The sequence below is a fragment of the Lyngbya aestuarii BL J genome (assembly GCF_000478195.2).
Taxonomy (GTDB): domain Bacteria; phylum Cyanobacteriota; class Cyanobacteriia; order Cyanobacteriales; family Microcoleaceae; genus Capilliphycus; species Capilliphycus aestuarii.
This window is the reverse complement of record NZ_AUZM01000080.1, coordinates 1-25,402: the sequence shown is the minus strand read 5'-3', so window position 1 is coordinate 25,402 and position 25,402 is coordinate 1. Positions and strand designations below refer to the sequence as shown.

General features: G+C 39.7%; 20 protein-coding genes. 11 read left to right on the top strand and 9 right to left on the bottom strand.

Features of this window, described 5'->3' with window-relative positions:
• Positions 1–7: 7 nt before the first annotated feature.
• From M595_RS29640 to M595_RS23225, 4 genes are all read left to right on the top strand, one after another.
• A complete protein-coding gene (locus M595_RS29640) occupies positions 8–262 on the top strand; it encodes a zinc ribbon domain-containing protein (RefSeq protein ID WP_275044472.1) in 255 nt (84 codons plus the stop codon).
• Between the two features lie 183 nt (positions 263–445).
• The gene (alr, locus tag M595_RS23240) at positions 446–1,660 is read left to right on the top strand and encodes an alanine racemase (protein ID WP_023068938.1); all 1,215 of its coding nucleotides are present in this window, start codon (positions 446–448) and stop codon (positions 1,658–1,660) included.
• 677 nt (positions 1,661–2,337) lie between these two features.
• A complete protein-coding gene (locus M595_RS23230) occupies positions 2,338–5,196 on the top strand; it encodes an ATP-binding protein (protein ID WP_152983621.1) in 2,859 nt (952 codons plus the stop codon).
• Between the two features lie 117 nt (positions 5,197–5,313).
• Entirely contained in the window at positions 5,314–6,003 is a 690-nt protein-coding gene (locus M595_RS23225; protein WP_023068953.1) for a calcium-binding protein, read from the top strand.
• Positions 6,004–6,051: 48 nt separating this feature from the next.
• Here the strand turns inward: M595_RS23225 and M595_RS23220 are convergent, their stop codons facing one another.
• From M595_RS23220 to M595_RS23200, 5 genes are all read right to left on the bottom strand, one after another.
• Positions 6,052–8,262: a molybdopterin oxidoreductase family protein gene (locus tag M595_RS23220; protein ID WP_023068947.1), complete on the bottom strand. Its 2,211-nt coding sequence runs from the start codon at positions 8,260–8,262 to the stop codon at positions 6,052–6,054.
• A gap of 158 nt (positions 8,263–8,420) precedes the next feature.
• Positions 8,421–9,941, bottom strand: a complete 1,521-nt coding sequence (locus M595_RS23215) for an MFS transporter (RefSeq protein WP_023068944.1) — start codon at positions 9,939–9,941, stop codon at positions 8,421–8,423.
• Between the two features lie 141 nt (positions 9,942–10,082).
• Positions 10,083–10,715: a hypothetical protein gene (locus M595_RS23210; protein ID WP_023068945.1), complete on the bottom strand. Its 633-nt coding sequence runs from the start codon at positions 10,713–10,715 to the stop codon at positions 10,083–10,085.
• Between the two features lie 146 nt (positions 10,716–10,861).
• Entirely contained in the window at positions 10,862–12,406 is a 1,545-nt protein-coding gene (locus M595_RS23205; protein ID WP_023068951.1) for a ferredoxin--nitrite reductase, read from the bottom strand.
• Between the two features lie 444 nt (positions 12,407–12,850).
• Positions 12,851–14,119: a PQQ-dependent sugar dehydrogenase gene (locus tag M595_RS23200; protein WP_023068940.1), complete on the bottom strand. Its 1,269-nt coding sequence runs from the start codon at positions 14,117–14,119 to the stop codon at positions 12,851–12,853.
• Between the two features lie 684 nt (positions 14,120–14,803).
• Between M595_RS23200 and M595_RS23195 the strand changes: the two genes are divergently transcribed.
• Complete coding sequence (locus M595_RS23195; protein WP_023068954.1) at positions 14,804–16,120, top strand: cytosine deaminase; 1,317 nt, start codon at positions 14,804–14,806, stop codon at positions 16,118–16,120.
• Between the two features lie 2 nt (positions 16,121–16,122).
• Here M595_RS23195 and M595_RS23190 read toward each other — a convergent pair whose 3' ends face one another.
• Positions 16,123–16,785, bottom strand: coding sequence for a YdcF family protein (locus M595_RS23190; protein ID WP_040484555.1), 663 nt, complete (start codon positions 16,783–16,785; stop codon positions 16,123–16,125).
• 64 nt (positions 16,786–16,849) lie between these two features.
• The gene (locus tag M595_RS23185) at positions 16,850–17,509 is read right to left on the bottom strand and encodes a DUF2301 domain-containing membrane protein (protein WP_023068937.1); all 660 of its coding nucleotides are present in this window, start codon (positions 17,507–17,509) and stop codon (positions 16,850–16,852) included.
• An 81-nt stretch (positions 17,510–17,590) separates the two neighbouring features.
• Between M595_RS23185 and M595_RS23180 the strand changes: the two genes are divergently transcribed.
• Positions 17,591–18,241: a calcium-binding family protein gene (locus M595_RS23180; RefSeq protein WP_023068936.1), complete on the top strand. Its 651-nt coding sequence runs from the start codon at positions 17,591–17,593 to the stop codon at positions 18,239–18,241.
• Positions 18,242–18,361: 120 nt separating this feature from the next.
• Here M595_RS23180 and M595_RS23175 read toward each other — a convergent pair whose 3' ends face one another.
• Positions 18,362–19,111 carry a DUF561 domain-containing protein gene (locus tag M595_RS23175; protein ID WP_023068952.1) on the bottom strand — a complete coding sequence of 250 codons (750 nt, stop codon included), beginning with the start codon at positions 19,109–19,111 and terminating at the stop codon, positions 18,362–18,364.
• Between the two features lie 115 nt (positions 19,112–19,226).
• Entirely contained in the window at positions 19,227–20,042 is an 816-nt protein-coding gene (locus M595_RS23170) for a creatininase family protein (RefSeq protein ID WP_023068939.1), read from the bottom strand.
• Positions 20,043–20,190: 148 nt separating this feature from the next.
• Between M595_RS23170 and M595_RS23165 the strand changes: the two genes are divergently transcribed.
• The 5 genes from M595_RS23165 to M595_RS23145 all read left to right on the top strand — a co-directional run.
• Positions 20,191–20,619 (top strand): DUF29 family protein, encoded by a 429-nt coding sequence (locus M595_RS23165; RefSeq protein WP_023068956.1) that lies wholly within the window; start codon positions 20,191–20,193, stop codon positions 20,617–20,619.
• Positions 20,620–20,681: 62 nt separating this feature from the next.
• Complete coding sequence (locus M595_RS23160) at positions 20,682–22,433, top strand: peptide ABC transporter substrate-binding protein (protein WP_023068949.1); 1,752 nt, start codon at positions 20,682–20,684, stop codon at positions 22,431–22,433.
• Positions 22,434–22,533: 100 nt separating this feature from the next.
• On the top strand, positions 22,534–23,889 hold the full coding sequence (locus tag M595_RS23155; RefSeq protein WP_023068955.1) for a leucine-rich repeat domain-containing protein: 1,356 nt from the start codon (positions 22,534–22,536) through the stop codon (positions 23,887–23,889).
• Positions 23,890–24,130: 241 nt separating this feature from the next.
• Entirely contained in the window at positions 24,131–24,313 is a 183-nt protein-coding gene (locus M595_RS31290; RefSeq protein ID WP_023068950.1) for a hypothetical protein, read from the top strand.
• Between the two features lie 664 nt (positions 24,314–24,977).
• The coding region (locus M595_RS23145; protein WP_040484554.1) for a helix-turn-helix domain-containing protein at positions 24,978–25,402 on the top strand (425 nt) is incomplete at its 3' end.

Here is a 25,402-nt window from a genome sequence, read left to right as displayed (position 1 = left end):
AAAACTCATAGAAGTTGATCGCTTCTTCCCCAGTTCCAAAACTTGTTCTTGTTGTGGTCATATTGTGGATTCGCTGCCTCTAAATATCAGAGAATGGGATTGTCTTAACTGTAAAACTCACCACGATTGTGACAGTAACGCCGCACTCAACATAAGAAATGAAGGCATCAGAATAATACATTTTGGCGGAGGGAACCCCGTCTCTGCTGAGGGAGCCTGTTTAAGACCAGATAACCGCGACGGTGAAAGGGCATCGGGCTGAGAAATCAGAAGCTCACATTGTACCGCGGCGGTCAGTGTGAGTAGTTCACTCTTCCGTCGCTATTTTTGAATCCAGGGTATACATCTATTCTTACCTTTTTTCTTTTCCTGATCTAAATGTGCGATCACGATCTAAGCTTTATAGTCAACCAATATTGTGAAGATGTCAGGAGTGAGTGAAGATATGGTAACTAGAAAACCGACCTCGGAAAAAGATCGCCTCATTTTAGCCTTGAGAGGGCGGGGGGTTTATGATGAAATTTGTCAACGGTCTTGGGTTGAGATTAATTTAGCAGCGATCGCCTACAATGTTGAGCAAATCAAATCTCTGCTTTCTCCCCAAACAACACTCATGGCGGTGGTGAAAGCGGATGCCTATGGTCATGGGGCGGTTTCTGTCGCTAAAACTGTCTCTCTAGCGGGGGCGGGTGCTTTTGCGGTGGCGACAACTCCAGAAGGAATCGAACTGCGTGAAGCGGGTATTAAACAACCCATATTAGTTTTAGGTGCGGCTTATACTCCCGATGAAGTCAAAGCCATTTCTCATTGGCAACTTCAGCCTACCCTTTGTACTCCTCAACAAGCACTTTTATTTTCAGAAACTCTCAGTCAAGTTCACTCGACTTTAGAAGTACATCTCAATATTGATACCGGGATGTCACGTTTAGGAACGTCTTGGCAACAGGCGGTAGAATTTGTACAGTTAGTGCAGCGACTTCCTAATTTAAAAATTGCCGGAATTTATTCTCATTTTGCAACAGCAGATAGTTCTGATCAAACCTTAATGAGACAACAGCACCAACGCTTTCAAGATGTCATTAAAAAAATTGGGGTTGATCCTCAAAAGTGTTTAACTCAAGCGACTGCCCGTCGTCCTTGTTTACATATTTCTAATTCTGCCGCTACCTTAACTGATTCGGCATTACATTATGATCTGGTTCGAGTCGGTTTGGCGATTTATGGTTTATATCCCGCCCCTCATTTGGCTTCAACGATTGACCTCAAGCCTGCAATGCAAGTCAAGGCAAAAGTTACACAAATTAAAACGATTGAAGCGGGAACAGGGGTCAGCTATGGTTATCGATATGTTGCAGAAAAAACGACTCGGATTGCTGTTATCGGGATTGGTTATGCCGATGGAATTCCTCGTAATCTTTCTAACAAAATGAAGGTTTTAGTTCGGGGTCAGCTTTTACCTCAAGTTGGTGCAATTACAATGGATCAATTAATGATTGATGTGACTTCAATGCCTGATTTACAAGTGGGTGAAGTGGTAACAATCTTAGGAAAACAAGGAGAAAATACGATTTATGCCGAAGACTGGGCGGCAAATTTAGACACGATTTCTTGGGAAATATTGTGTGGTTTTAAACATCGACTCCCTCGCCTCAATTTTTGAAAAAAGTAGTAGGATAAGTAATACCTATTCTACAGTTGATTAGAACAAAGTTAAAGTGATTTAGACTGAAAATTTTCTGGCATTCTGGAATTAAATATATTGTCAAAACCCGGTTTCTTTAAGAAGCTGGGTTTCTCTGTTTCCTTTCTGGTAAATCCGAAAGCTTTAATCGCCGGATTATCCGTTAGAAAATATCCAATAATTGATAAATCTGCTAAAATTACCTTGGGGAGGATGGGACTGTTGTTAGTGACACCGAAATTCTGCGTAAATATACCGAATAATTTCAAACAGATCAACCAAACTCGTGAACTTCTCACGAGAGATTATCTGTCTAAAGATAGAAGTATTTAATTGATGTGACAGTCTTGAAGTAAATCGGCTAAAGTTAATTCAAGAATTATAAAATTTTTGTTAAAATCAATACCATTCTGGGTAAATATACTGAAATTGCAGACAACCCTTTCCGCATCTGTGAACTTCTTAGGACTGATAATCAGTCTAAAGATAGAATGATTCAGTTAGTGATATATTTGAACCAATAGCAACTGATTTAATTTCCGCTTATCACTAGAAAAACAAAAAATACTGTGGAAAATCATTATCCTCTCCAACCCTTGAGAAAAAAATCTTTAAGCAAAGTCCATTTTTCTTTGAGACAAAAGCCTCTCAAGAAGGTGATTTCTAAACTCATTATTGCTGGTGCTGTTCTCACGGTAGGTATCGTTTCTGGAATCAGTTATGGATTAGTTCGTAGCATCATTCTAACCAGTTCTCAAGAAAACGCACTTAAAGAAGCCCAAAAAGCTAGTCTAGAAATTGATCAGTGGTTAACCGAATTGCGATCGCAAGTTGAAAGTATAGCAAATAATTCCGATGTTCGCTCGATGAAGTGGTCAGAAGCGGAACCTTTTTTACAACTTGAACTGGATCGTTTACCAGACTATTATATGCTTTCGTTAGTCAATGTTGACGGTTCCTATTATACCACAAGTGTAGGATTTGTTGAAAATCAAAATATATTTGATCGACCTCACTTTCAAAAAGCAATAGCTGGACAAACCAATGTTTCTCAACCGATTATTTCTCGGAGTACGGGTGTTTATCAGATTAGCGTTTGTTCTCCGATTTTGTCTGTTCCACCTTTAAATCGTCAATCCCTTTCTTCAGAGCAAACCTCTATCCGCGCTCAAAGTTTAAACTCTTTAAATCTTCCTGCTGATCCCTTAAATAAACCGACAATTCGAGGTGTTTTGTGTGGATTATTACCCATTAAAAATATTTCTGAAATTATCGAGAAAATTTCTAATGTACCTAACGATTCTTATGCTTTTGTTCTGGATCTAGATGGAATTCCGATTGCTCATCCTGACCCTGATATTTTGCAAGAGAGAAAAAGCTTTTTTGCAGATGCTAATACACCCCTAGCAACCCTTGCTCGAAAAATGGTAAAGCATCATGAGGGTATAGAGCTAATCTCCTTAAATAAATCTTGGGTTTATGTGGCTTATACTCCCATCCAAAAAGCAGATTGGTCTGTCGGTTTGGTGATTCCTCAAGATCGATTAGAAGCTCAACTTAGACCTTTAAATTTGCTCGCGGGAGTGATTGGAACATTACTCATCTTAGCAACAATCTTTGCAATTTGGCAAGTCAAACTCTTTCAAGAAACTCGCGAACGAGCAACACGCGAAGCACTTGTTAATCAACTCACTGAGCAAATTAGAGCGTCTTTAGACTTGAACACTCTTTTACAGATAGCAGTCAACGAAGTAATGAGAGTTTTAGGTTTAAGTTGGGTTGGATTTAGTTGGTATCATACAGAGCAAAAAAGATTAGAAATTGTTTGTAGCTCATCTTCGTTTAAAATTTCTCAAAATTTTCCTGAAATTAATGCTTTTATTGAAGAAAAATTTACAGATATTTTAGTTTCATCCCCAATTAATCCATCAGAAAAGATCAGTTGGAGTCAGTTAGAAAAAACACAGTTAAGCGATGAAAAAAAAGCAGAGTTTAAAAAAGCAAGAATTAGCTGTTATTTTGCTTTACCGATTCAGGTGAATAGCAATCAAAAGGGTTATCTCATTGGATTAAGTTCAGCCACCATATTTAACGATGAAGCTATCCTTAAACTGCTGAAAACAATACGAGGTCAACTGATCATCGCTATTACTCAAGCCAACCTCTACAAACAAGTACAAGAACAAGTAGAACTGCTCAATCAAACTTTACTGGAACGTTCTTTAGCTGAGGCGCAACTCCAGGAAAAAATGGAAATGTTAGACCGCAGCAGTAATGGAATTATTATCCTAGATATGGATAAGAAAATTACCTATTGGAATCAAGGAGCCGAAAATATTTATGGCTGGCAAAAAGCAGAAGTTATAGATAAAAATATTCACAGTTTATTAACAACAATTTTTCCCACTTCTCAAGCCGAGGTCATGCAACAACTTCTTCAAGAAGGAACTTGGAGTGGTGAACTTCAACATCAGACAAAAAATAGCCAGAATATAGTTACTTTTAGTCGCTGGACTTTACAACGAGATGAACAGGGAAATCCCTATGCAATCTTAGAAATTAATAGTGATATTACCGAACGAAAAGCCGCAGAAACTGCCTTGACTTATTCAGAAACTAAACTCCGAGAAAAAGCAACTCAACTCGAAGCCACATTAGCTGAACTTCAACGGACTCAAGCCCAAGTTATTCAAAATGAGAAAATGTCTTCTTTAGGTCAACTCGTTGCAGGTGTGGCTCACGAAATTAATAATCCGGTTAGTTTTATTTATGGAAATCTTGTTCATGCAGAAGAATATATGCAGGATTTAGTTCATTTACTGCATCTTTATCAAGAACATTATCCAGCAGACTCAACACCGGAAATTCAAGAGGAAATAGAAACGGTTGATTTAGAGTTTATTGAAGAAGATTTTCCCAAAATTTTAAAATCTATGAAAAACGGTGCCAAACGAATTGAAGATATTGTTGTATCTTTAAGAAACTTCTCTCGTATGGATGAAGCCGACTTAAAAGAAGTAAATATTCACGAAGGAATAGATAGCACGTTGATGATTTTACAAAGTCGTTTAAATTTGATGGGAAATCACACTCAGATAGAAGTGATTAAGAACTATGGAAATTTACCTAAAGTGGAGTGTTATCCGGGACGCTTAAATCAAGTATTTATGAATCTATTAACCAACGCTATTGATGCAATACAAGAAAAATACAATCAGCCATTGATATCAGAAACTCAAGAAACTGTACCCACAATTGAGATTTCGACAGAATTAATAGAAAATGAATGGATTAAAATTCGGGTTAAAGACAATGGTTGTGGAGTTTCCGAAAGCGCTCAAAATAGTTTATTTGATCCCTTTTTTACGACTAAACCTGTTGGGAAAGGAACGGGTTTAGGATTATCCATCAGCTATCAAATTATCACGGAAAAACATCAAGGAAACTTGTACTGTAATTGTAAACTCAAAGAAGGGGCAGAATTTATTATTGAAATTCCTCGAAAACAGGGTTAGAGCAAGTGTAGTCGTTGTATTCCATCAATCCAAGTTTTTGACATAAATTTGTTGTCGTTATGGCAATTGATTTGCTAGGGTTGATAGCGTACTTCTCAAAACTACATCAAACAAGTCATGGCAGAAATTTTCGGAACGGAAGGTGCAGATAGTCTAGTTGGAACTAGCGAACCAGATTCTATCTTTGGTCTAGGCGGGAGTGATACTCTTGAGGGAAGTCAGGAGGGAGGTGATACCCTAATTGGTGGCCTCGGCAGTGATTTTCTATTTGCAAATGGGAATAATAACTGGCTTTTTGCGGGAAAAGGGGATGATATTATTGAGGGGAGATTTGGAGCAGATACAATCTTCGGTGATATTGGAAATGATATCATTAACGGCAATGCAGGTAATGATTTAATCTTTGGTAACAATGACCAGGATCAGATCAATGCAGGTAATGGGAATGATACTATATTTGGAGGTCAGGGAAATGATGACATTGATGCAGGCATTGGGAATGACCTGATTTTTGGTGATATTGGAAATGATACATTGAGAGGAGGAAGAGGAAGCGATCAGTTTGTGATTGGGTCAGGCTTTGGAACAGACATTATTTCTGACTACGGAAATGGCATTGACAGTATTCTTTTACAAGGTGGCATTACTGAAGCTGATTTAGATTTTGTAGAAGCTGATATTGTGGGAGGTTCTGGCATCGATATGTCAATTGTTCTGCGTTCAACGGGTGAAACTCTTGCTATTCTTCAAAGTACAACAGTTGAAGAATTTAGTTCCAGTGGAATTATTGAACCTCTGATCCTTTAATTTTTTCAAATCATATCAGCAACGCCTATATCACCGTTGACTTGATACTTATTCGCGAATTGCAAATAGTTTTTGGTTGATTAAATTCTTGGATTCAAAATCAGTCTGGTGTATTTCTTTTACTGGTATCAATTGCACTGCACAGGCTTTTAATTCCGGTTGTAAAGAATCAGGACAAGATTCAGGATGAGTCAAACTATTAACTTCAGCAAGTTCAGCCCACAAACTGCCCCAGTGCATCGGTACAAACACAGTTTCAGGCGTAATTCCTTTGGTTATTTTAGCAGGAAATCTTCCCATTCCTCGACGCGATCGCACTTCAATTATTTCTCCTTCATTAATATCTAATTTCGCCGCATCCCGAGGATGAATTTCAATAAACGGTTGGGGGTGCATTTTGACCGTTTTTTCAATCCGCCCTGTCCGAGTTTGAGTGTGCCATTGACCATAAAGCCGCCCCGTTGTCAACACAAACGGATAATCTGGGTCGGGTGGTTCGGCTAACCCTTTGGAATGATAAGCGCCAAATTTCGCCCGTCCGTCGGGGGTATTAAAACGCAAATTTGTATACAAACGCTTATTATAAACCCCTTCATCTTTACTACTATCTGAACAAGGCCATTGTATCGGCCCAAACTCACTTAAAGTTTCGTTGGTAATTCCCGTCATGTCACAGGGACGGTTGCGAGTTAATTGCACAAATTCTCGCCTAACTGCTGCGGAATCTGCAAAATTAAACTGTTCTGCAAACCCCAAACGTCGCCCCACTTCTGCGAAGATTTCCCAGTCAGCTTTTGCTTCTCCTAGAGGTGAACGAAATGCCGGACATAATGTTACCATCCGTTCAGAATTGGTCATCGTTCCCGTTTTTTCGCCCCATTGCGCCGCAGGTAAAACAACGTGAGCAAATGCGGCTGTTTCTGTGGGATAATAGGCATCTTGATAAACAGTAAACGGAGATTTTCTATAGGCAGCTTTTGTACGTTCCAAGTCGGGCATACTAACGGCTGGATTGGTTGCCGCTATCCACAATAATCCGACTTGATTTTGTTCTAAACCTGTTATCATATCCCAAGCCGTTAAACCAGGATTAGGCGAAATACTTCCGGGTTCTAAGCCCCAAAATTCCTCGACTTCGGCGCGATGTTGGGGATTTTTAACAACTCGATAACCGGGTAAAATATGCGCCAGTCCGCCCGCTTCCCGTCCGCCCATTGCGTTAGGTTGACCTGTTAAAGAAAACGGCCCCGCTCCCGGTTTTCCGATGTTTCCGGTCATCAAATGCAGGTTAATTAACGTTCTCACTTTCGCCGTTCCTTCTGAGGATTGATTCATCCCCATCGACCACAACGAAAGCACCCGATTTGACTCTCCCCACCACCGGGCGGCTTTTTCCAAATCATCCAAACGAATCCCACATTTTCGGGCAACTAATTCGGGTTTATAGTGACGAATGACTTCAGCATATTCCGGGAAATCTTTTGTACAATCGTCGATAAATAAACTATCAAAGAAACCCCAACGCATTAATAAATGGGCAATCCCATTGAGTAAATCAATATCAGTTCCGGGTTTGATGGCTAAATGTAAATCTGCGGCTTCTGCGGTTTGGGTACAACGAGGGTCAACCACTATCATTTTGACCGATTTATTTTTCTTGTGATAAACCCGTAAACGGTTAAAAATAATCGGATGACATTCGGCTGTGTTTGTACCAATTAAAAAGGCACAATCGGTTTCTTCTAAATCGTCATAACAACAGGGCGGGCCGTCGGTTCCAAAACTTTGGATATATCCCGACACAGCCGAAGACATACAAAGCCGAGAATTGGCATCAAAGTTATTGGTTCCCAAACATCCTTTTAATAGTTTTTGGGCGATATAATAGTCTTCGGTTTGAAACTGTCCCGACCCGTACATACAAATCCCAGACGGCCCTTGTGTTACCCGCACGGTTTGAATTTGTTGTACAATTCGGTCAAACGCTTCATCCCAACTCACTTGTTGAAAAGGTTCATTAAGCGAGTCTCGCATCATCGGATATTTGAGGCGGTCTTTATCTAGGGCTTCGCTAACAGTTGCCCCTTTAACACAGACTTTACCTTGACTTGAAGGATGATTTCGGTCGCCTCGAACTTGCCAAATAGGATTTCCTTGTTTATCTCGGTTGGTGGCTTTTCCGGGTAACGCAGGCGGTAATACATCTAAACCACAGCCAACACCGCAGTAAGGACAAAGGGTTTTTGTCGGTTCAGTCATAAACAGTTATCAATTCTTCAATTATTTTGTACTGTAGGGGCGCTTTGGTTTGCAGCCTGAGAGGGATTTTCGGATACCAATTCTTTATAAAGTTGTATCTATTGAATCCCCCAAACCCCCAAACCCTCCTGAAAAAGCAGGGAGTTTATTGTTAACGGTTATAATTGCTTGGTTTCTGAGGCAAATATTGGTTCTTGATTGATAATTGGTATTTCTTCGCCTTCGTGATGTTCTGCAAAAGACCCTTTGGGTTCTTTGAGGAAAAACCAACACAAACAAGCAACAATCATCGAAGCTACACCCAACACTTCAAAAAAGATTCGGTTGCCAACATCGCCTTCGGGTAACAAGCTAAATAAGGTTAAATAAGCCACCGCCCCGACATTTCCATAAGCCCCAACGTTTCCGGCAATTTGTCCGGTGACACGACGACGAATTAACGGTACTATCGCAAAGGTAGACCCTTCACCTGCTTGTACGAAGAAGGAACAAGTCATTGTCAGCAACACGGCTAAAGGCAGGAACCAACCACCTGTTACCCGACCCATCATCAGATAACCAATAGCCATTGCTGCGGTTAATACGGTCATGGTGAGTTTGCGGCTACCGAGTTTGTCGGAAATTAAGCCTCCTCCGGGACGGGCGGCGAGGTTCATAAAAGCATAACTGGCGGCTATCATTCCGGCGGCTTGTTTGTTTAAGCCAAAAGTCATTTCAAAGAAGGAAGGAAGCATCGAAACAGCAGCAAGTTCTGACCCGAAGTTCACAAAGTAGGTGCATTCTAATAAGGCGACTTGAGAGAAGTTGTAACGTTCGTTTGGTGCATACTGTTTTTGTCCAGTCAGTAGGTCTTTGTTAACGTTCCAGCAACCGTAAGCTTGGAATAAATACAACCCAACTAAGCCCAACCAAACGAGATACATTCCACTTGTTGTTAAGAACCCAACTTTGCTTAACCGCCAAGCGAGAACACCGAGAATAACGTTTAAAGGCACATTCATCAACATCAAAAACCAGAAATCTTTGACGGTGGTGACTTCAATTCCGGTGGCTTTAACGGGGCGTTGGTAGACTTTTCCAGAGGGCGTATCTTGTACGTTGAAGTAGTAAAGTATTCCGTAAAGTGCAGCGATAATTCCGGTTCCGGCAATGGCTAGACGCCAGTTAATTAAACTACCGCCACTAAAGCTTAAGATTGCAGCAATGGTTGGAAGTGTAAAAGCGGCACCGGCTGAACCAAAGTTTCCCCAACCGCCATAAATTCCTTCGGCTAAACCAATTTCTTTGGGCGGAAACCATTCGGCAACCATGCGAATTCCGATGACAAATCCCGCACCGACAATACTTAAAGCCAAGCGAGAAATCACCAGTTGATTGAAGTTTTGCGCTAAGGCAAACCCAATACAAGGAATTGCAGCATAGACTAACAAGCAAGTGTAGGTAATTCGAGGGCCGAATCTATCCAAAACCATCCCAATAATTATTCGGGCGGGAACGGTTAAAGCAACGTTACAAATGGCAAGGGTTCTAATTTGCGCCACACTTAAACCCATTTCTTCTTGAAGGGCGGTGGCGAGAGGGGCGAGGTTAAACCACACCACAAAAGAGAGGAAGAAAGCGAACCAAGTCATGTGCAGAATTTTGTATCTGCCGTGTAATGACCATAATTCTGAAAGCATTAATGATTCTCCTTGAAAGATTTAAGTGATGAATAATGGCAGTAGGATGAATACACCTAGTTTTTTAACCCTAAATTTTACAATAGAAAATTGGGGTTAACGTTTAACTATCGCTGGAAATTAGAGATGAGACATTAGAGTTTAGCTCTTTCCCAACCAAGGATTAACTTGTAAATTTCCACTGGGAGTTAAAACTACTAAGAATTTAGCGACTTTTTCGGATAACATCGCCGCTTTTTTGTTGTAAAGTTCATCGATGGGAACTTCGGTCAAATAGTCAGATGCAGCTGCATTTAGAGGGGAATAATCTGCTATTTCTCCGTTTTCCTGAACTTGAACTTGATAAACTAAGTTATCGGAAAATGTGGGGGTTTGTTGCCAAGCTTGATCTACTTCATTATAGAGTTTTTGATTCAAACTTGCAATTAAATTCGGGTCGGTAATTTCTGCTTCGGCTTCAACAAAACTTGTCTCAGCGCTGGAAGAAACGGATTGATTTGTTACTGTTGTTTCTACGGGAGTTTGAGAAACTGTAGCCGTAGAATTGATGGCAACGGGTTCAATTTGTACGGGGGCAGTAGAAGATGTTGTATTGGCTTGAGTTGCGACTACTTTTTCCGCTTCTTTCGCAACTTTAGTTTCTGAGAGTGTATGTTGCCAATTCATAAACATGAAACCACTGAAAACGGCAACACCAACCGCAGTAATTGATTTGAGAATTAAAGGGGATTCTTGAGAATTTTTGGCGTTGGAAGTCATTTCGTTAGTAACCATTTTTGAGGTTCTCCTTGTTGTATTGTTGAGTTAAATTTCTGAAAATTGGGTAAATTAACCCTATCGTTAATTCAATTAACGAAAATGATGACGAGACTGTTAAAAACTGAATCTTGTCTGGTTCTTAGTATCTAAACTCAGACGATTTATAGAGCTTTTGCGTCGAATTTATCGATTAACAAATCTCGAAGTAAGGGCTTGAGATCTTCGCAGGGAATTCCTTTTTGAACCCGGGTTCCCAACTCGGCATCTTTCCCAACTTTGCCGCCCATATATAGGTCAACACCTTCTACCATTTTACCATCTTTTCTGGCTTTTGTACCCATTAAACCGATATCTGCGACTTGCGGTTGACCGCAGGAATTTGGGCATCCCGTCCAGTGAATTCTCACGGGTTTTGTAAAGGTTAATTCGGCTTCGAGTTCTTTAACTAATGCCAAAGCCCGATTTTTAGTTTCGATCAAAGCAAAGTTGCAAAATTGAGCGCCAGTACAGGACACTAATGCTCGGGTTAAAGGGGCGGGATTAATGCTAAATTTCTCCAGCAACGGTTCAGTTAAAAAGGCATCAAGACGAGAATCTGAAACATTAGGAATAATCAGATTTTGTTCAACGGTTAGGCGCAGTTCCCCTTTGCCATAAACCTCAGCTAAACGCGCGAGTTCAAACATATCGTTCGCATACAAACGTCCGATGGGAACGTTTAACCCAACATAATTAAATCCCGCTTGTTTTTGAGTATAAACCCCAATATGATCGCGCTTATCCCAGAGAATTTCATCCTTTTCGGCTTCGGCTTCTAAAGTCTCACCCATTTGGTTTTCAACTTCTTGGCGAAACTTGTCTATTCCCCATTCATCAATTAACCACATCAGGCGAGATTTTTGACGGTTTGCTCTCGGCCCGTTATCGCGGAAAACTTCTAAAATAGCCCGACACAAACTCACAACTTGATCCGGTTTTACCCAAGCTTTTAGGGGAATAGCCGCTTCGCATCTTTTGGCGGAAAAGAACCCCCCCACTAATACATTGAAGCCAAAAGTTTCGTCTTTGGTTTTATCTTTAAATGCGGGAACAAAAGCAATATCATTAATTTCAGCATGAACCGAATTATCCCGACATCCAGCGATCGCAATATTGAACTTTCGCGGTAAATTAGTAAACTCAGGGTTTCCTTCTCCGTTACCCGTGATCATGTCTTGAACTTGCTGTACCAATTCACGAGTATCATAGAGTTCATCAGCATCGAGTCCAGCCACCGGGGAACCTGTGATATTTCGCACATTGTCCATCCCCGACTGAACACTCGTTAACCCGACTTGTTGCATCCGGTTAAAAATATCCGGTACATCTTCGAGGCGAATTCCTCTTAACTGAAGGTTCTGTCTTGTGGTAATATCAGCATTACCATCATCACCGTAGCGTTGAACGATTTCTGCCAAAACTCGCATCTGCTCACTGGTGATCACTCCGCTCGGCATTCTCAGGCGTAACATAAACTTACCCGGTGTTACGGGCCGAAAGAATACTCCGAGCCATTTTAGACGATGATCGCGATCATCAGTATCCATTGCTTCCCAGCCGATGCGGGCAAATTCTTCGATTTCTGTTTTAACGGCTAAACCATCTTTTGCTGCTTTTATTTTTTCAAATTTATTGAGCTTTGTCTTTGCTTCTGCTGCACTTGTCATCGAGTATTCCTCTTTTCCATTCACTGTAAAAAGCAGTTGATTGAAAATTCTAATACCCCTCTGGCTAAACGTTAACAAATTAGTTGCTCTCGGTCTGTATTAGATTTAACATTCCGGATAATTTTTGTTAACTTTTGCTCACATCTATTCAGTTCGAGAGAAGAATTAACTTCAAACTCCCTTAAACACTGGATTTTCGAGCCGGAGCCTTTAGGGTTACTACCTACAGTAGAAGGAAAATTTGAGCTAAATCGTAACAAAAATTACAAAATTTTAAATATTATGAATTTTTGGAATAGAAAAAATGCGCTTTTAGCATAAAACCTTATAAAAGAGCTTTCTGGCAAAATAGAAATCTAGTCTCCACGGGACATCGGGAGACTATAAACGAACGTTGATGGATAGTAAAACTATTTCGATAGCACAACCCAATGAAGCGTTCAGTTATCCTGAAACGGGTTCTAGGCGAATAAGTTGTCCGTCGGGTTCATCAGTCAGAATATACAACAATCCATCTGGCCCTTGTCTAACATCTCGAACTCGCTGACCAATATCAATTGGTTGCTGACTAACCACATTTCCCGCTTCATCCAACTCAATGTGACGCACATCTCGGGATACCAGACCCCCCGCAAATAAATCCCCATTCCACGATGCAAAACGATCACCCCTGTAAATTGCTAAACCAGAAGGCGCCGTTGCCGGAGTCCAAACCACTCTGGGATCGATCATCCCCGGACGAGATCGTTCTGAAGAAATCTCTCCGCCACTATATTCACGGCTATGGGTGACAACCGGCCAACCGTAATTTTCACCTGCTTTCACCAAATTCAGTTCATCGCCGCCTCTAGCACCGTGTTCGGTTGACCAAAGGCGATTGGTTTGGGGATCAAAGGTGAGTCCTTGAATATTGCGATGTCCATAACTCCAGATAACCGGATCAGCATTTTCTGCATTAATAAAAGGATTATCTGGGGGAGCCGAACCATCATCATTAAGACGGACAATTTTACCGAGATGACTGCTGAGGTTTTGGGCTTGTTTGCGGATGAGGTCGCCTTCAAGTTCAACTGGGGGATTACCCCCATCACCAATTGCCACTAACATCGTATTATCCGGTAGCCAGACAATACGAGAACCGAAATGTTGTCCACCGGATTTGGCCTGGGACACCTCGAAGATCACCTGTAAATTCTGCAAAGCCTGACCATCAAAGGTTGCCCTGGCGATACGGGTGCGGTTGGCGTCTCGGGTGCCGTGAGAATAAGTGAGATAAATCAAGCGGTTCTCCGCAAAGCGAGGATGCAGAGAAACATCCATCAAGCCCCCTTGTTTGAAAGCAAAAACTTCGGGGACTCCGGCAATTGGGGTGGAGTCGAGGGTGCCATTGCGAACTATGCGTAGGCGTCCGGGTCGTTCGGTAACGAGTAAATCTCCGTCGGGCAACCAAGCCATACTCCAGGGATGTTCTAACCCTTGCAATACGGTTACTTTTTGGAAGTCTTGGGCTGTCGCGGCAATATTATTAACAGAATTATCAACAGATGGGGGAGTATTACTGTCAGTAGAAGTCTCGACAAGGGTATCCGAGGTTTGAGTTCTGATAGCCGGGTTGGAGGGGGCAGAGGTTGAGGTGAAAGAACAACCCGACACCCACAAGGCTGCGACAACTGCTGCTCCTTTTTTGAGGCTATCTATATAAGAGGTATTCATACACGACTGTCTCCCAACACAGCATTAGCTCTGCTCCAAATCATAGCTAAAAATTCCAAAAAAAACCCCAGCGGTGTAGCAGGGCTGTTTCAGCCTAATAAAATCCAAAGCCAAAACCACCTGTGATTAAGCCATTCCTTCACTTCGTTCGAGGACAAGCTTTGACTTTCTGTAATTGAGGACAATCCCAAGAGTCAAAACAGGTTGATTCCAAGAGTTTGAAAAATTGATAAATTTGTTCGAGCTTGAAAGTGATGTCTTTGAGAACTATCCTATGCAAAAAATTACATCTTTGACCCAATGGAGGCAATTCTCTATAATTAGACTTCTAAAAACTTGCTATATTTTCCCTTTTCTTCAGTGAAAGTCATTGACTTTTTTAAATTCTTCAATTAGACTATCCATATCTAAAGTCTTTTTGAAAAATGCTGGCAATTGCTATCATTCTACATCAAGAGCGATCGCTGATTTTATGATTAAACTTCAGATTGACCGATGGGAGTCTAAAGTTATGATTTTAGAGTTTCTGAAGAAAAAAAAGTGAAACAGCCTAATTTCTGAGGTCAAGCGCGATTACCAAATTTTAGAATAAAACGGCTCTGGGGGGCTTACTAAAAGGGCTAGAGGGGATAAAAAAAAAGCGAGAAAAATCATACTACTCATCATCTAAGCATTTAATACTCTATGATTCCAACTGTATCTAATTATTGGCTAAAAAACGCTCAAATCCCGGTCTGTTTATTGAGTAACGTTGTTCTAGAACAAACACCGAACCGAGAAGGATTGGTTAATGTTGATTTAGAAATTGCATCAGGTGTTATTCGTCAAATTGTGGCGAGTGGAACAGTTGAAACAAGGGAAACTCCCACCGTTAATTTACATAAAAAACAGGTTTGGCCGTGTTTTGTTGATATTCATACTCATTTAGATAAAGGTCATATTTGGGAACGAACACCCAACCCCGACGGCACGTTTCACGGCGCATTAAAAGCGGTTTGGAAAGATATAGAGGTTTGGAATTTTGAAGATGTTTATCGCCGCATGGAGTTTGGTTTAAAATGTAGTTATGCTCATGGAACAAAAGCTATTAGAACCCATTTAGATTCTGGGGGAAGGTTAGCTGATATTAGTTGGGAAGCGTTTAGAAGTTTACAAAAAGAATGGTCTGACAAGCTAATTTTACAGGCGGTTGCTTTGGTAACGTTAGAAGAATACCTCACTGCTGCGGGGGAAAAGTTAGCCGATAAAGTTGCAGAATTTGGGGGAATTTTGGGAGGTGTTGCTTATATGAACCCGGAGATTGATCGCCAAATTGAACGGGTTTTTGAACTGGCAAAAGACCGAAATTTAGATTTAGATTTTCATACCGATGAAAATGGTGATCCTGATTCTATTACCTTAAAAAAAGTTGCGGAAACGGCGTTAAAATCTGATTTTTCTGGTAAAATAGTTTGTGGTCATTGTTGTAGTTTAGCGGTTCAATCTCCCGAACAGGTAACAGAAACTATCGCGTTAGTTAAACAAGCTGGAATCGGAATTATTAGTTTACCGATGTGCAATTTGTATTTACAAGATCGGCAATACCAGCAACAATTAAACTTAACTCAAACTCCCCGTTGGCGAGGGGTAACGTTATTACATGAACTCAAACAATCAGAAATTGCTGTAGCTGTCGCGAGTGATAATTGTCGCGATCCGTTTTATGGTTTTGGCGATCATGATGGCTTAGAAGTCTTTAAAATGGCGGTGAGAATTGCCCATTTAGATCATCCGTTTGGAGATTGGCCCCAAGCCGTTACTCAAACTTCTGCGGAGTTAATGGGATTATCAAATATCGGGAAAATTGGTGTTGGACTTCCTGCGGATTTGATTATTTTTCAAGGTCGTTATTTTAGTGAGATATTATCTCGTTCTCAGCATGATAGAATTGTATTGAGGAAGGGAAAAGAAATTAATACAACTTTACCCGATTATCAAGAATTAGATGATTTGATTGGGTGAAATTATAGTTTTTTAAACTCACTCAAAATATTAAATAATATCGTATAAATATAAGCAATCAATTCTGAAATTACACTCCGAAATCCTTCACTTGAACGCCACCATTGATTGGCATTGTAGTCTTCAGATTTAATAGAAATAATCCCCACTTGAATCTCGGGATGAAGGTATTTTCGGAACGTTATCCAACTGCGACGGGCATGAGGGCCTAAAGAATAAAGATTAATAGATTTAATGTTTAACTCAGTTGTTTGTAGCCATTCTTGGAGTACAATAACAGTGGCTTCTGTACGGTGACGAAGGGTAGGAGAGGCGGGAACAGCAATCACTTGAGTTTCATCTAAACCCAGTTTAATGAAAGTGGCTGCGGTGAGGTTAGCAAAGTCTTTGTATTCGGCTAAATAGTATCCTTTTTGTAGCGGAACTCCAGTGGTAATTATTTTTTGATAACTACCTTTTTTAAATTCAACTAAAGCTAATTTTAAGGCATAATCAGGCATCCATCCTTCAATCACTAAAGCATCGGCTTGTATGGGGTTGTTAACAGCGAGAAAAGAATAGAGATTTAAGCCAAAAACCAGAGTTGTAGTCAGAATAAACAATAAAGTAAGACCCCACCCTTTGAGGGTGAGTGTCCAAATTTCTTGACGCTGAATGAGGTGCAATTTTTGAAGTTTCTTGCAAGGGAAAAACGAGGGCATTTGAATCACTTAATTCAGGTAGAGGAATTTAAGCTTTAGCCTGTTGGGCGTGGAGATAGTCAAACACACTTTTATCTCCGATATCAGCAGGAATATCTTGAAATGTTTTACGAACAGCAAAAATTACAAATTGAATTGCCCAGAAAAACAGTAAAAACTTTAGATTCATTACTGACCAAATTCCTACCATAAATCCTAACAGAAGTAAGGGAACGAGAGGGGTTAATAGCTTAGTTTCTATGCGGTTGAAGCAAAATGCTTCTTTAAAGTAAATTCCGGTAATAGCAGCAAAACTAAAGCCAATTCCGAGTAAGCTTAAAGGCTGATTGTAGACGGTTAGGGCTAACGGTTCTGGACTTTGAAACGCTAGAATAACAGAAGCTATACCTCCTATCAACCAAAATAGTTGTAAGACTCGGTGTAGAATAGCAAGATAGATATGAATGGTGAATAAGCTGACACCCAGGGCGAACCAAAAACAAAAATAGAGAGGGGTTAAGGCTTGCAGGACTAAGGGATTATTGCTTTGCCATAAGACTAATCCTGTACCGACTGCGAAGCATAGGGCTGCTATCATTAAGCCAGTACGGTAAATCATAACACCGATGCGATCGCTATCGGTAATGGTATATTCGCCGAACTGCCCTTGATAGACTTGGGGTTGTAATGAGTGCAGTTGTTGTGTCATCGTTGTCTCCTCCTGGTTAATGCAATCAGCGCGTCTATCACAATATGCTCAGTCACTCAACTTGTTTCAGGTGAGAACATAATGTCTAAATCTTATCAGAAAAATCAAAAACGTCAGCCACAGCTAGCACCTGAAGATATTCAACCGATTCAAATTGATGAAACTATTTTAACGGGATCGACGAACAGAAGTAAAGGAAATCAACAACAACAACATCAACAACAACATTTAATGTTGTCTATGGAAAATGTTCTCGAACAAATGGAGACATTAGGCCTACTTGATCCCGAAAAGTTGATGCAAGAATTTGGAGAGGTTGATCGCGAAGAATTTGAAGATAGAATTAAAACGATTCTAGAAACTAAAATTATTGAAGTTGATGAACCTAATCTGAATCGATATCTCCAATATCTCCAAAAAAATATTCAAAAACCTTGCTATCTGACGGGATCTGAAGAATTTTTGTGGGAGGAAGATTATCTCTTTGGAGAAGGTTCTCAGAAAAAGTATGAAAAGCTGAAAAAAACTCAGCCTTCTTATACCGATGTGTTTACGTTAGTCAAATTTTCAGAAACCCTATCAGATGTAGATGGTTTATTAGCAGAAGTTCAGCGAGTCAGTGATCAAAAAATGTTTGTTCTTCCCCTAGCTGACTTAGAAGTGACTGATGAAAATTCCCCAAATTACAAACTGATCGAAGATTATTTAATGTGGTTTTTGAACTATATGTAAATCCATCTGCAAACCTATCAAAATCTGCCTGAATTTTTCACGAAAAATGTACCCCAAAGACACAAAGACACCTCAGATTTTCTCTGGAATTTGTCTCTGTGTCTTCAAGGTTTTTGGGGTTTATACTCGCACACCTGCGTGGCTGACAGTGGCTAACGCTTCAACTAAACTGCGAACCGCTGCTACCATCGCGACTTCATCATTGAGGCGGTTGATGGCTGAACCCACACCAATACCAGAAGCCCCGGCTGCAATGGCTAAAGGGGCGGTGACGCTAGAAAGTCCAGACGCACACAACACCGGAACTGATACCGCCCGAGAAATTTCATAAGCCGCCGCCAACGTGGGAGACGCTTTTTCAATTAAACCCAATGTACCCGAATGAACGGGCTGGGAACTGGTACCGCCTTCGGTTTGGATAATATCAGCACCCGCTTCGACTAATTCTGTCGCGAGTTGGACTTGTCTGTCAAGTTCAAGAATGTGAGGAACAGTTACAGACAGGGTAATATTAGGAAGCAGTGATCGCGTTTGTTTGGTGAGTCGCAGCACATCTTCGGCTTCAAACCGCAGTCCTTGGGCGTAGAACGCATCAAAGTTCCCAATTTCAATTAAGTCTGCACCCGCTTCGACGCAGGGAATAAACTTAACGGGTTCAACGGCGGAAACGCAGATAGGGAGATGAGTTAAATTTCTCGCCATCCGCACTAAACTGACATCTGCTGCAATATCAACAAAGGTTGCACCCCCCTGAGTCGCCGCTTTTACCGTTGCTGCAACCCGTTGGGTATCGAAATTCATCAAGCCACTAATCACTTTTAGCGCTTTACCTTGGTTGATTGCTTGTTTGATCGGAGAATTGTTGAGCATATTGATACCTCAGCCTATACTTTTGTAAAATTCATTGTTACATAGTTTAGGGTGATTACAAACACTTGTGATACAGAGAAATTTTGGATGGAGTTGAACGGGGTTAGTCTCTGTTTTAGTCTTTGAAATGATAACGCTGGGGTTGACGAAATTTGTAAATATCTGCAATCACTTTTACCCAACTCTCAGCCAGAGATTCTAGAATTTTATCCCCTTTTTCTTGGGTTGCAACTGTTGCATCTCCTAAAACTCCACTTTTTGTTAAATCTCGTGTTACCCAAGCAAACGGTAATTTTCCCTCCATACTCAGCATACTATTTTCGGGTAAATCGTGAGGATATTCACACAGAACTTTATTTTTTCGGACTTGTTCGGGCAAAATTGACAACATGACGCTGGTTTCTGCATCCCCGGCGTGTATTCCATATTCTAACTCTTTTGGGGTTAATAATTCGGTGGCGGCGTTGGGAACTCGCCAGACAAACAACGGAAATATCATAAAATCTTCATACTTTTGATGCAAATCTCGCGCGACCATTTCTAAGATTTGGGGTTGTCCACCGTGAGCATTTATAAACACTAATTTACGAAATCCGGCTCGATAAATGCTTTCTCCTGTTTCGATTAGTACGGATGAAAGGGTATTGCTATTTAGGGTAATTGTACCGGGAAAGTGCCAATGTTCGTTAGATTTACCGTAATATAATGTTGACAGTGCGTAGGCGGGAATCTCAGTATTAAGTTTAGCTAAAGCTTTACCTGTGACCGCAGTTGCAATGGCAGAATCAACAATTAAAGGTAAATGGGGGCCATGTTGTTCGATAGAACCAATGGGTTGAATAATAACAACATTTTCTTTATCGGACATTTCATTAATTTCTGTCCAGGTGAGATAGGGAAAAAACCGTTCCGGTGGAATAAAGTTGTGCATGACAAGTTCAATTTTAGGTTTCGAGATTGATTCAGTCATATTAACAAAATATGTGGAATTTTATTTCCAGATATTCACAGGTTAATCTGTATTTTTGACAAAAATTTTGATAAGATAGAATAAAACCTGATTAATTTTAATCTGAGTTATGGAAGAAATTCTTAAACTTAAAGAACTTCTGCTTCAAGGTGATATTCAAGGATCACTGGCTATTGTGAATGAATTAGAAGAAATGAGTAGAGATGACATTATTAGTAATATTCGGAGTTATGCTGTAATTTTATTGCTTCATTTAATTAAACAACAAGCCGAAAATCGCACTACTCGTTCTTGGGATGTCTCAATTCGTAATTCCATTTTAGAAATTAAAGCCAAAAATAAACGTCGGAAATCAGGAGGGGTTTATTTACCTCCTGAAGATCTTTTAAATACCCTAGCAGAAGCTTATCCTCAAGCAATTAACAAAGCCTCTCTTGAAGTCAAAGAAGGATATTATGAATCAGAAGAATTAGAACAATTGGTGAGTCAAGATGAAATTTTAAATCAAGCGATGCAGTTAATCTTAACAGAAAATTGATCAACCTCGTCTAATCAGGGTATGATGATTAAAAATCATAAATCTTAGCTAGATATCCTGCAATGATAAAATACTCTAAAAATTTAATTAAAACTTCACTTTTTATCCTTTTTAGTTTACTCTGTATTAATTCTTGCACATCTCAACCTCAATCTAAAAATCCCCAATCTATATCCGATCAAAATAACACTTTAAGATTATTATATTGGCAAGCCCCAACGATTCTCAATCCCCATTTATCCACAGGTTTTAAAGACTCAGAAGCGAGTCGAATTACCTTAGAACCTCTCGCCAGCTTTAACAACCAAGGTGAACTCATTCCCTTTTTAGCCGCTGAAATTCCGACGATAGAAAATGGAGGAATTGCTAAAGATGGAAAGTCAGTCACTTGGAAATTAAAACAAAATCTAAAATGGTCAGATGGAACTCCTTTTACGGCTGATGATGTTGTCTTTACCTATGAATTTATCAGTAATCCTGATGTGGGTTCTTCTACTGCGGGAACCTATAAAATTATTGAAAATGTTGAAAAAATAGATGATTTTACCGTTAAAATAAACTTTCAAGATGTAACTCCCGGTTGGTTTTTAGTCTTCGTTGGAACTGAAGGAATGATTTTACCAAAACATAAATTTCAAGACTATCAGGGTGTTAATTCTCGTCAAGCACCCGCCAATTTAAACCCAGTGGGAACAGGTGCTTATCAAGTGGTAGAATTCAAGCCGGGAGATGTGGTGATATATGAACCGAATCCTAATTTTAGAGAAGCAAAAACAGTCAGTTTTCAACGAGTAGAACTTAAAGGCGGAGGGGATGCAACCTCAGCAGCCAGAGCGGTTTTACAAACAGGTGATGCAGATTTTGCGTACAATTTACAAGTTGAAGCAACAGTTTTAAAACAATTAGAAACAGGGGGGAAAGGAAAGCTAATCTCGAACTTTGGATCATTAATGGAACGAGTTTTAATCAATCAAACTGATCCCAATCAAGCCACCCCAGAAGGTGAACGATCTAGCTTAAAATTTCCTCATCCTTTTTTCACCGATGAATCAGTACGTCAAGCTTTGAGTTTAGCTATAGATCGAGAAACAATAGCCAATCAACTGTATGGTGTGACTGGAAAACCAACGGCGAATTTTATTGTCGCACCTCAACAATTTGTTTCTGAAAATACGGGCTATGAGTTTAACCGACAAAAAGCAGAAATATTATTAGATCAAGCCGGATGGAAAGATAGCAATAATAATGGAATTCGAGATAAAAATGGAATAGAAATGAAGATTTTATTTCAAACTTCCGTTAATCCCCTGCGACAAAAAACCCAAGAAGTGATTAAACAATCGCTAGAATCGATTGGAATTGCAGTTGAACTCAAAAGTATCGATCCCAGTGTTTATTTTGCGGGAGATCCAGCCAACTCTGACACCGTAGAACACTTTTATGCGGACTTACAAATGTTTACGACAGGAAATACTAGCCCTGATCCGACTTCCTATTTAAAAACCTACACTTGTGATGAAATCCCCCAAAAAGCCAATAATTGGACAGGAGATAATGCTTCTCGCTATTGTGATCAAAATTATGATAATCTATGGAAACAGTCTACCATTGAACTCGATCCCCAGAACCGTCAACAATTATTGATTCAAATGAATGATCTGTTAGTGAAAAATGCGATTGTAATTCCTCTGGTACATCGAGCCGATATCATTGGAATCAACACTCAAATTACAGGCGTTGAATTAACCCCTTGGGATTTAAACACTTGGAATATTCACAACTGGAAAAAAAATCACCCGATGATAGACACATAATTTGTAAAAAAGATGGAATAATAGTAAGTATAGTAATTAAGTGTTGAGTGAGGATGTATCCGCAAATGGAGAATCAGAATGAATGGGTCTGGAGGTCAAAATGTTGAAATTAAAACCTCTCAAAGCGGGAATAAAACTGTCTTTGATGCTAACTCTGGGTGTCGGAGTCTCCAATTGTTCGGTACTTGAAACGATGTTACCTCCAATTTATGAACCGACTCCCTCAGTTACTCCTTCACCCGAGGTAAAAGACTATAGAACTTTTGCAGATTGGTGTTCCAGTCGGGAAAATTTAGCGTTAGAAACTCAACAAACTGTAAATATTTTATTACAAGTCGCTGGAGTGACAGATTGTAAATTAGCTCAAAAAAGTCTTTTACAAGTTATCGAACTCGATCTCAGTCGCAGCAAAATTAGCGATCTTTCTCCGTTAATTACTTTACCGCATCTAACGCGCCTTAATGTCAGTGAAAATCAAATCACAGACTTAACCCCTTTATCGACTTTAACCAATTTAACACGACTCAACCTCAGTAGTAATCTTATTCAAGATCTGAGTCCGATTGCGGAGTTACCTAATCTTCAAATTTTACTTCTGTATAAAAATGAGATCGAAGATATTAGTCCTCTTTCTAACCTTTCGGGATTAACTGAACTGAGTTTAGATAGTAATAACATCAGTGATATTAGTCTCCTTTCAGAATTGAATAGTTTAACGAATTTAAGTCTGAGTGAAAACCAAATTCAGGACTTAAGTATTCTTGCAAACTTGGATAATTTAACAGAACTTGGTTTGAATGCAAATCAAATCAGCAATATAACCGATTTATCTGAACTTACAAATTTAACGAAATTAAACCTCAAAACCAACGAAATTGAAGAAATTGGTTCTTTATCTAATCTCAGTAATTTAAACGAACTCAACCTCGACAGTAATAAACTTGCTAATATCAGTGCTTTATCCTCTCTGACTCAACTAGAAACCTTAAGTCTAAGTGAAAACAATATTACCAATATTCAACCTCTTTCTAATCTAGAAAACTTAAAAGCTTTACAACTGAGAAGTAATCAAGTCTCTGATCTCACAGCCTTAAGTTCTCTTACAAGTTTAACAGAAGATTTAAACTTAATTGATAATCAAATTACTGATATTAAACCTTTGTCTAACCTGAACAATATTACCCGCCTCGGATTAAGTAAAAATAAAATTGTTGATGTTCAACCTCTTTCTACTTTAACCGAACTGGTGATTTTGTATTTAGATGAAAATCAGATTACCGAAGTTAAACCCTTGTCTAATTTAACAAAACTCACTGAACTTAACCTCTGGAATAATCAAATTAAAACAATAGAATCACTTTCTCCGTTGGAAAATCTCACCTATTTAGGCTTACAAGAAAATCCCATTGAGAAAAAACAATGTCCAGTTCAACCTAAATCTATCTGTCAATTTTAAAACCGTAATTTAAACCCTTTGCGATCGCTAAAATAGAGTTCTGTCATGCACCTTGATTTCTAAATCAAGTTTATTTTTATGTATATCGCTATACGAAATTCAGAGAAAACTGATTTTTAGTTATAAGAAAAATTACACCAAATATAGCGGAAAAATTTTAGTTTGTCAATGGCTATCACTATATCTGGATTATGCAGTACATTGGAAAAATGTCATTAAATTGAAGAACAAAGGAGTTTAAATGAAACAACCAGAAAGGATCGCACTGTTTATCACAGTCACTATTTTTGGGACTATCGCAGTTTGTGTTCTATCCGGATATGCTTACCGAATTGAATTGGAATATCAAGATCCTGGACGAGGAGGACGATTTTATATTGATGGAACCCCCTCTAACCACTCTCCTTTAAAGGATTCAAAATGAAAAAGCCCACAGTATATCAACGCAAAAATAAATTTGCGGAAGCTGTGAGCGGAGATATAATCTTGTAGCTACATCATTGCACAAATGAATCCTGACTTCAAGATTTATCTTGAGCATGGTGTAGCACAATTCTTGAAAGGGAATATTGAGAGTGACGGGGTATTAACTTATCCCGTTATTTTCCCATGAATAACAGTTAGTTCAACTTAGAGATTAAAACATCATAAAAGTTCTCCCCTCGCCACCTCTCCCTAACCCTCTCCTACGAGGAGAGGGAAGTTGTATCTCCCCTTGTAGAGGAGATTATAGAGGGGTCGAGAGGGGTTGGGGGAGAGGTCATAACCTAATATTTCTTTAACCAAATTCTAAATCTACAACTGAAAAGATCAACTTAAACAATACAATCGCTAGAATATAACCCAATCCCCTTACTTGATTTCTAAATCAAGTTTAATTTGATCTTTTTGAGGGGGTTTGGGGGAGCTATGACCGAAACCGTACCTGTACTCAGGTCGGTGTTGGGACGGGGCGTATAAACTGCGCGGGAAACCCACGCAGACAGCCCCTCATCCATGGACTCCCCCAGTTAAGTTTAGGACTCAATGTCCGTAAACTTAACATTTAGTGCTGTACTATTATCCAGTAAATCTACTATAATACGAGGATGCTGACACTTACTCATCGTTACCGAATCTATCCAGATGCCGCTCAAGAGCAACAAATCATTGAGTGGATGGAAACTTGTCGCAGTGCATTTAACTATGCGTTGCGAGAGATCAAAGATTGGTGTAACAGCCTTCTGTGCTTGGTCGATAGATGCTCCATAGAAAAGGAGTATATCCTCCCTGCTGAGAGCAAGTTTCCCGGTGAAATTCAACAGCTCAACAACTTGCCGAAAGCGAAGAAAGAATTTCCCGAATTGGGCAAAGTTCCTTCTCAAGTTCTTCAACAAACTATTAAGCAGTTGCATAGAAGTTGGGAATATTTCCAGAACAGAGGATTTGGTTTTCCACGCTTCAAGAAGTACGGACAATTCAAGTCGTTACTTTTTCCTCAATTCAAGGAGAATCCAGTAACGAACTTGCACAT

Coding starts and splice junctions, on each gene's coding strand:
- M595_RS23185 (WP_023068937.1), bottom strand. CDS start 17,509: ATGACACAACAACTGCACTCATTACAACCCCAAGTCTATCAAGGGCAG.
- alr (WP_023068938.1), top strand. CDS start 446: ATGGTAACTAGAAAACCGACCTCGGAAAAAGATCGCCTCATTTTAGCC.
- M595_RS23220 (WP_023068947.1), bottom strand. CDS start 8,262: ATGACTGAACCGACAAAAACCCTTTGTCCTTACTGCGGTGTTGGCTGT.
- M595_RS23180 (WP_023068936.1), top strand. CDS start 17,591: ATGTCTAAATCTTATCAGAAAAATCAAAAACGTCAGCCACAGCTAGCA.
- M595_RS23210 (WP_023068945.1), bottom strand. CDS start 10,715: ATGGTTACTAACGAAATGACTTCCAACGCCAAAAATTCTCAAGAATCC.
- M595_RS23165 (WP_023068956.1), top strand. CDS start 20,191: ATGGAAGAAATTCTTAAACTTAAAGAACTTCTGCTTCAAGGTGATATT.
- M595_RS23195 (WP_023068954.1), top strand. CDS start 14,804: ATGATTCCAACTGTATCTAATTATTGGCTAAAAAACGCTCAAATCCCG.
- M595_RS23215 (WP_023068944.1), bottom strand. CDS start 9,941: ATGCTTTCAGAATTATGGTCATTACACGGCAGATACAAAATTCTGCAC.
- M595_RS23160 (WP_023068949.1), top strand. CDS start 20,682: ATGATAAAATACTCTAAAAATTTAATTAAAACTTCACTTTTTATCCTT.
- M595_RS23205 (WP_023068951.1), bottom strand. CDS start 12,406: ATGACAAGTGCAGCAGAAGCAAAGACAAAGCTCAATAAATTTGAAAAA.
- M595_RS23170 (WP_023068939.1), bottom strand. CDS start 20,042: ATGCACAACTTTATTCCACCGGAACGGTTTTTTCCCTATCTCACCTGG.
- M595_RS31290 (WP_023068950.1), top strand. CDS start 24,131: ATGAAACAACCAGAAAGGATCGCACTGTTTATCACAGTCACTATTTTT.
- M595_RS23175 (WP_023068952.1), bottom strand. CDS start 19,111: ATGCTCAACAATTCTCCGATCAAACAAGCAATCAACCAAGGTAAAGCG.
- M595_RS23155 (WP_023068955.1), top strand. CDS start 22,534: ATGTTGAAATTAAAACCTCTCAAAGCGGGAATAAAACTGTCTTTGATG.
- M595_RS23200 (WP_023068940.1), bottom strand. CDS start 14,119: ATGAATACCTCTTATATAGATAGCCTCAAAAAAGGAGCAGCAGTTGTC.
- M595_RS23225 (WP_023068953.1), top strand. CDS start 5,314: ATGGCAGAAATTTTCGGAACGGAAGGTGCAGATAGTCTAGTTGGAACT.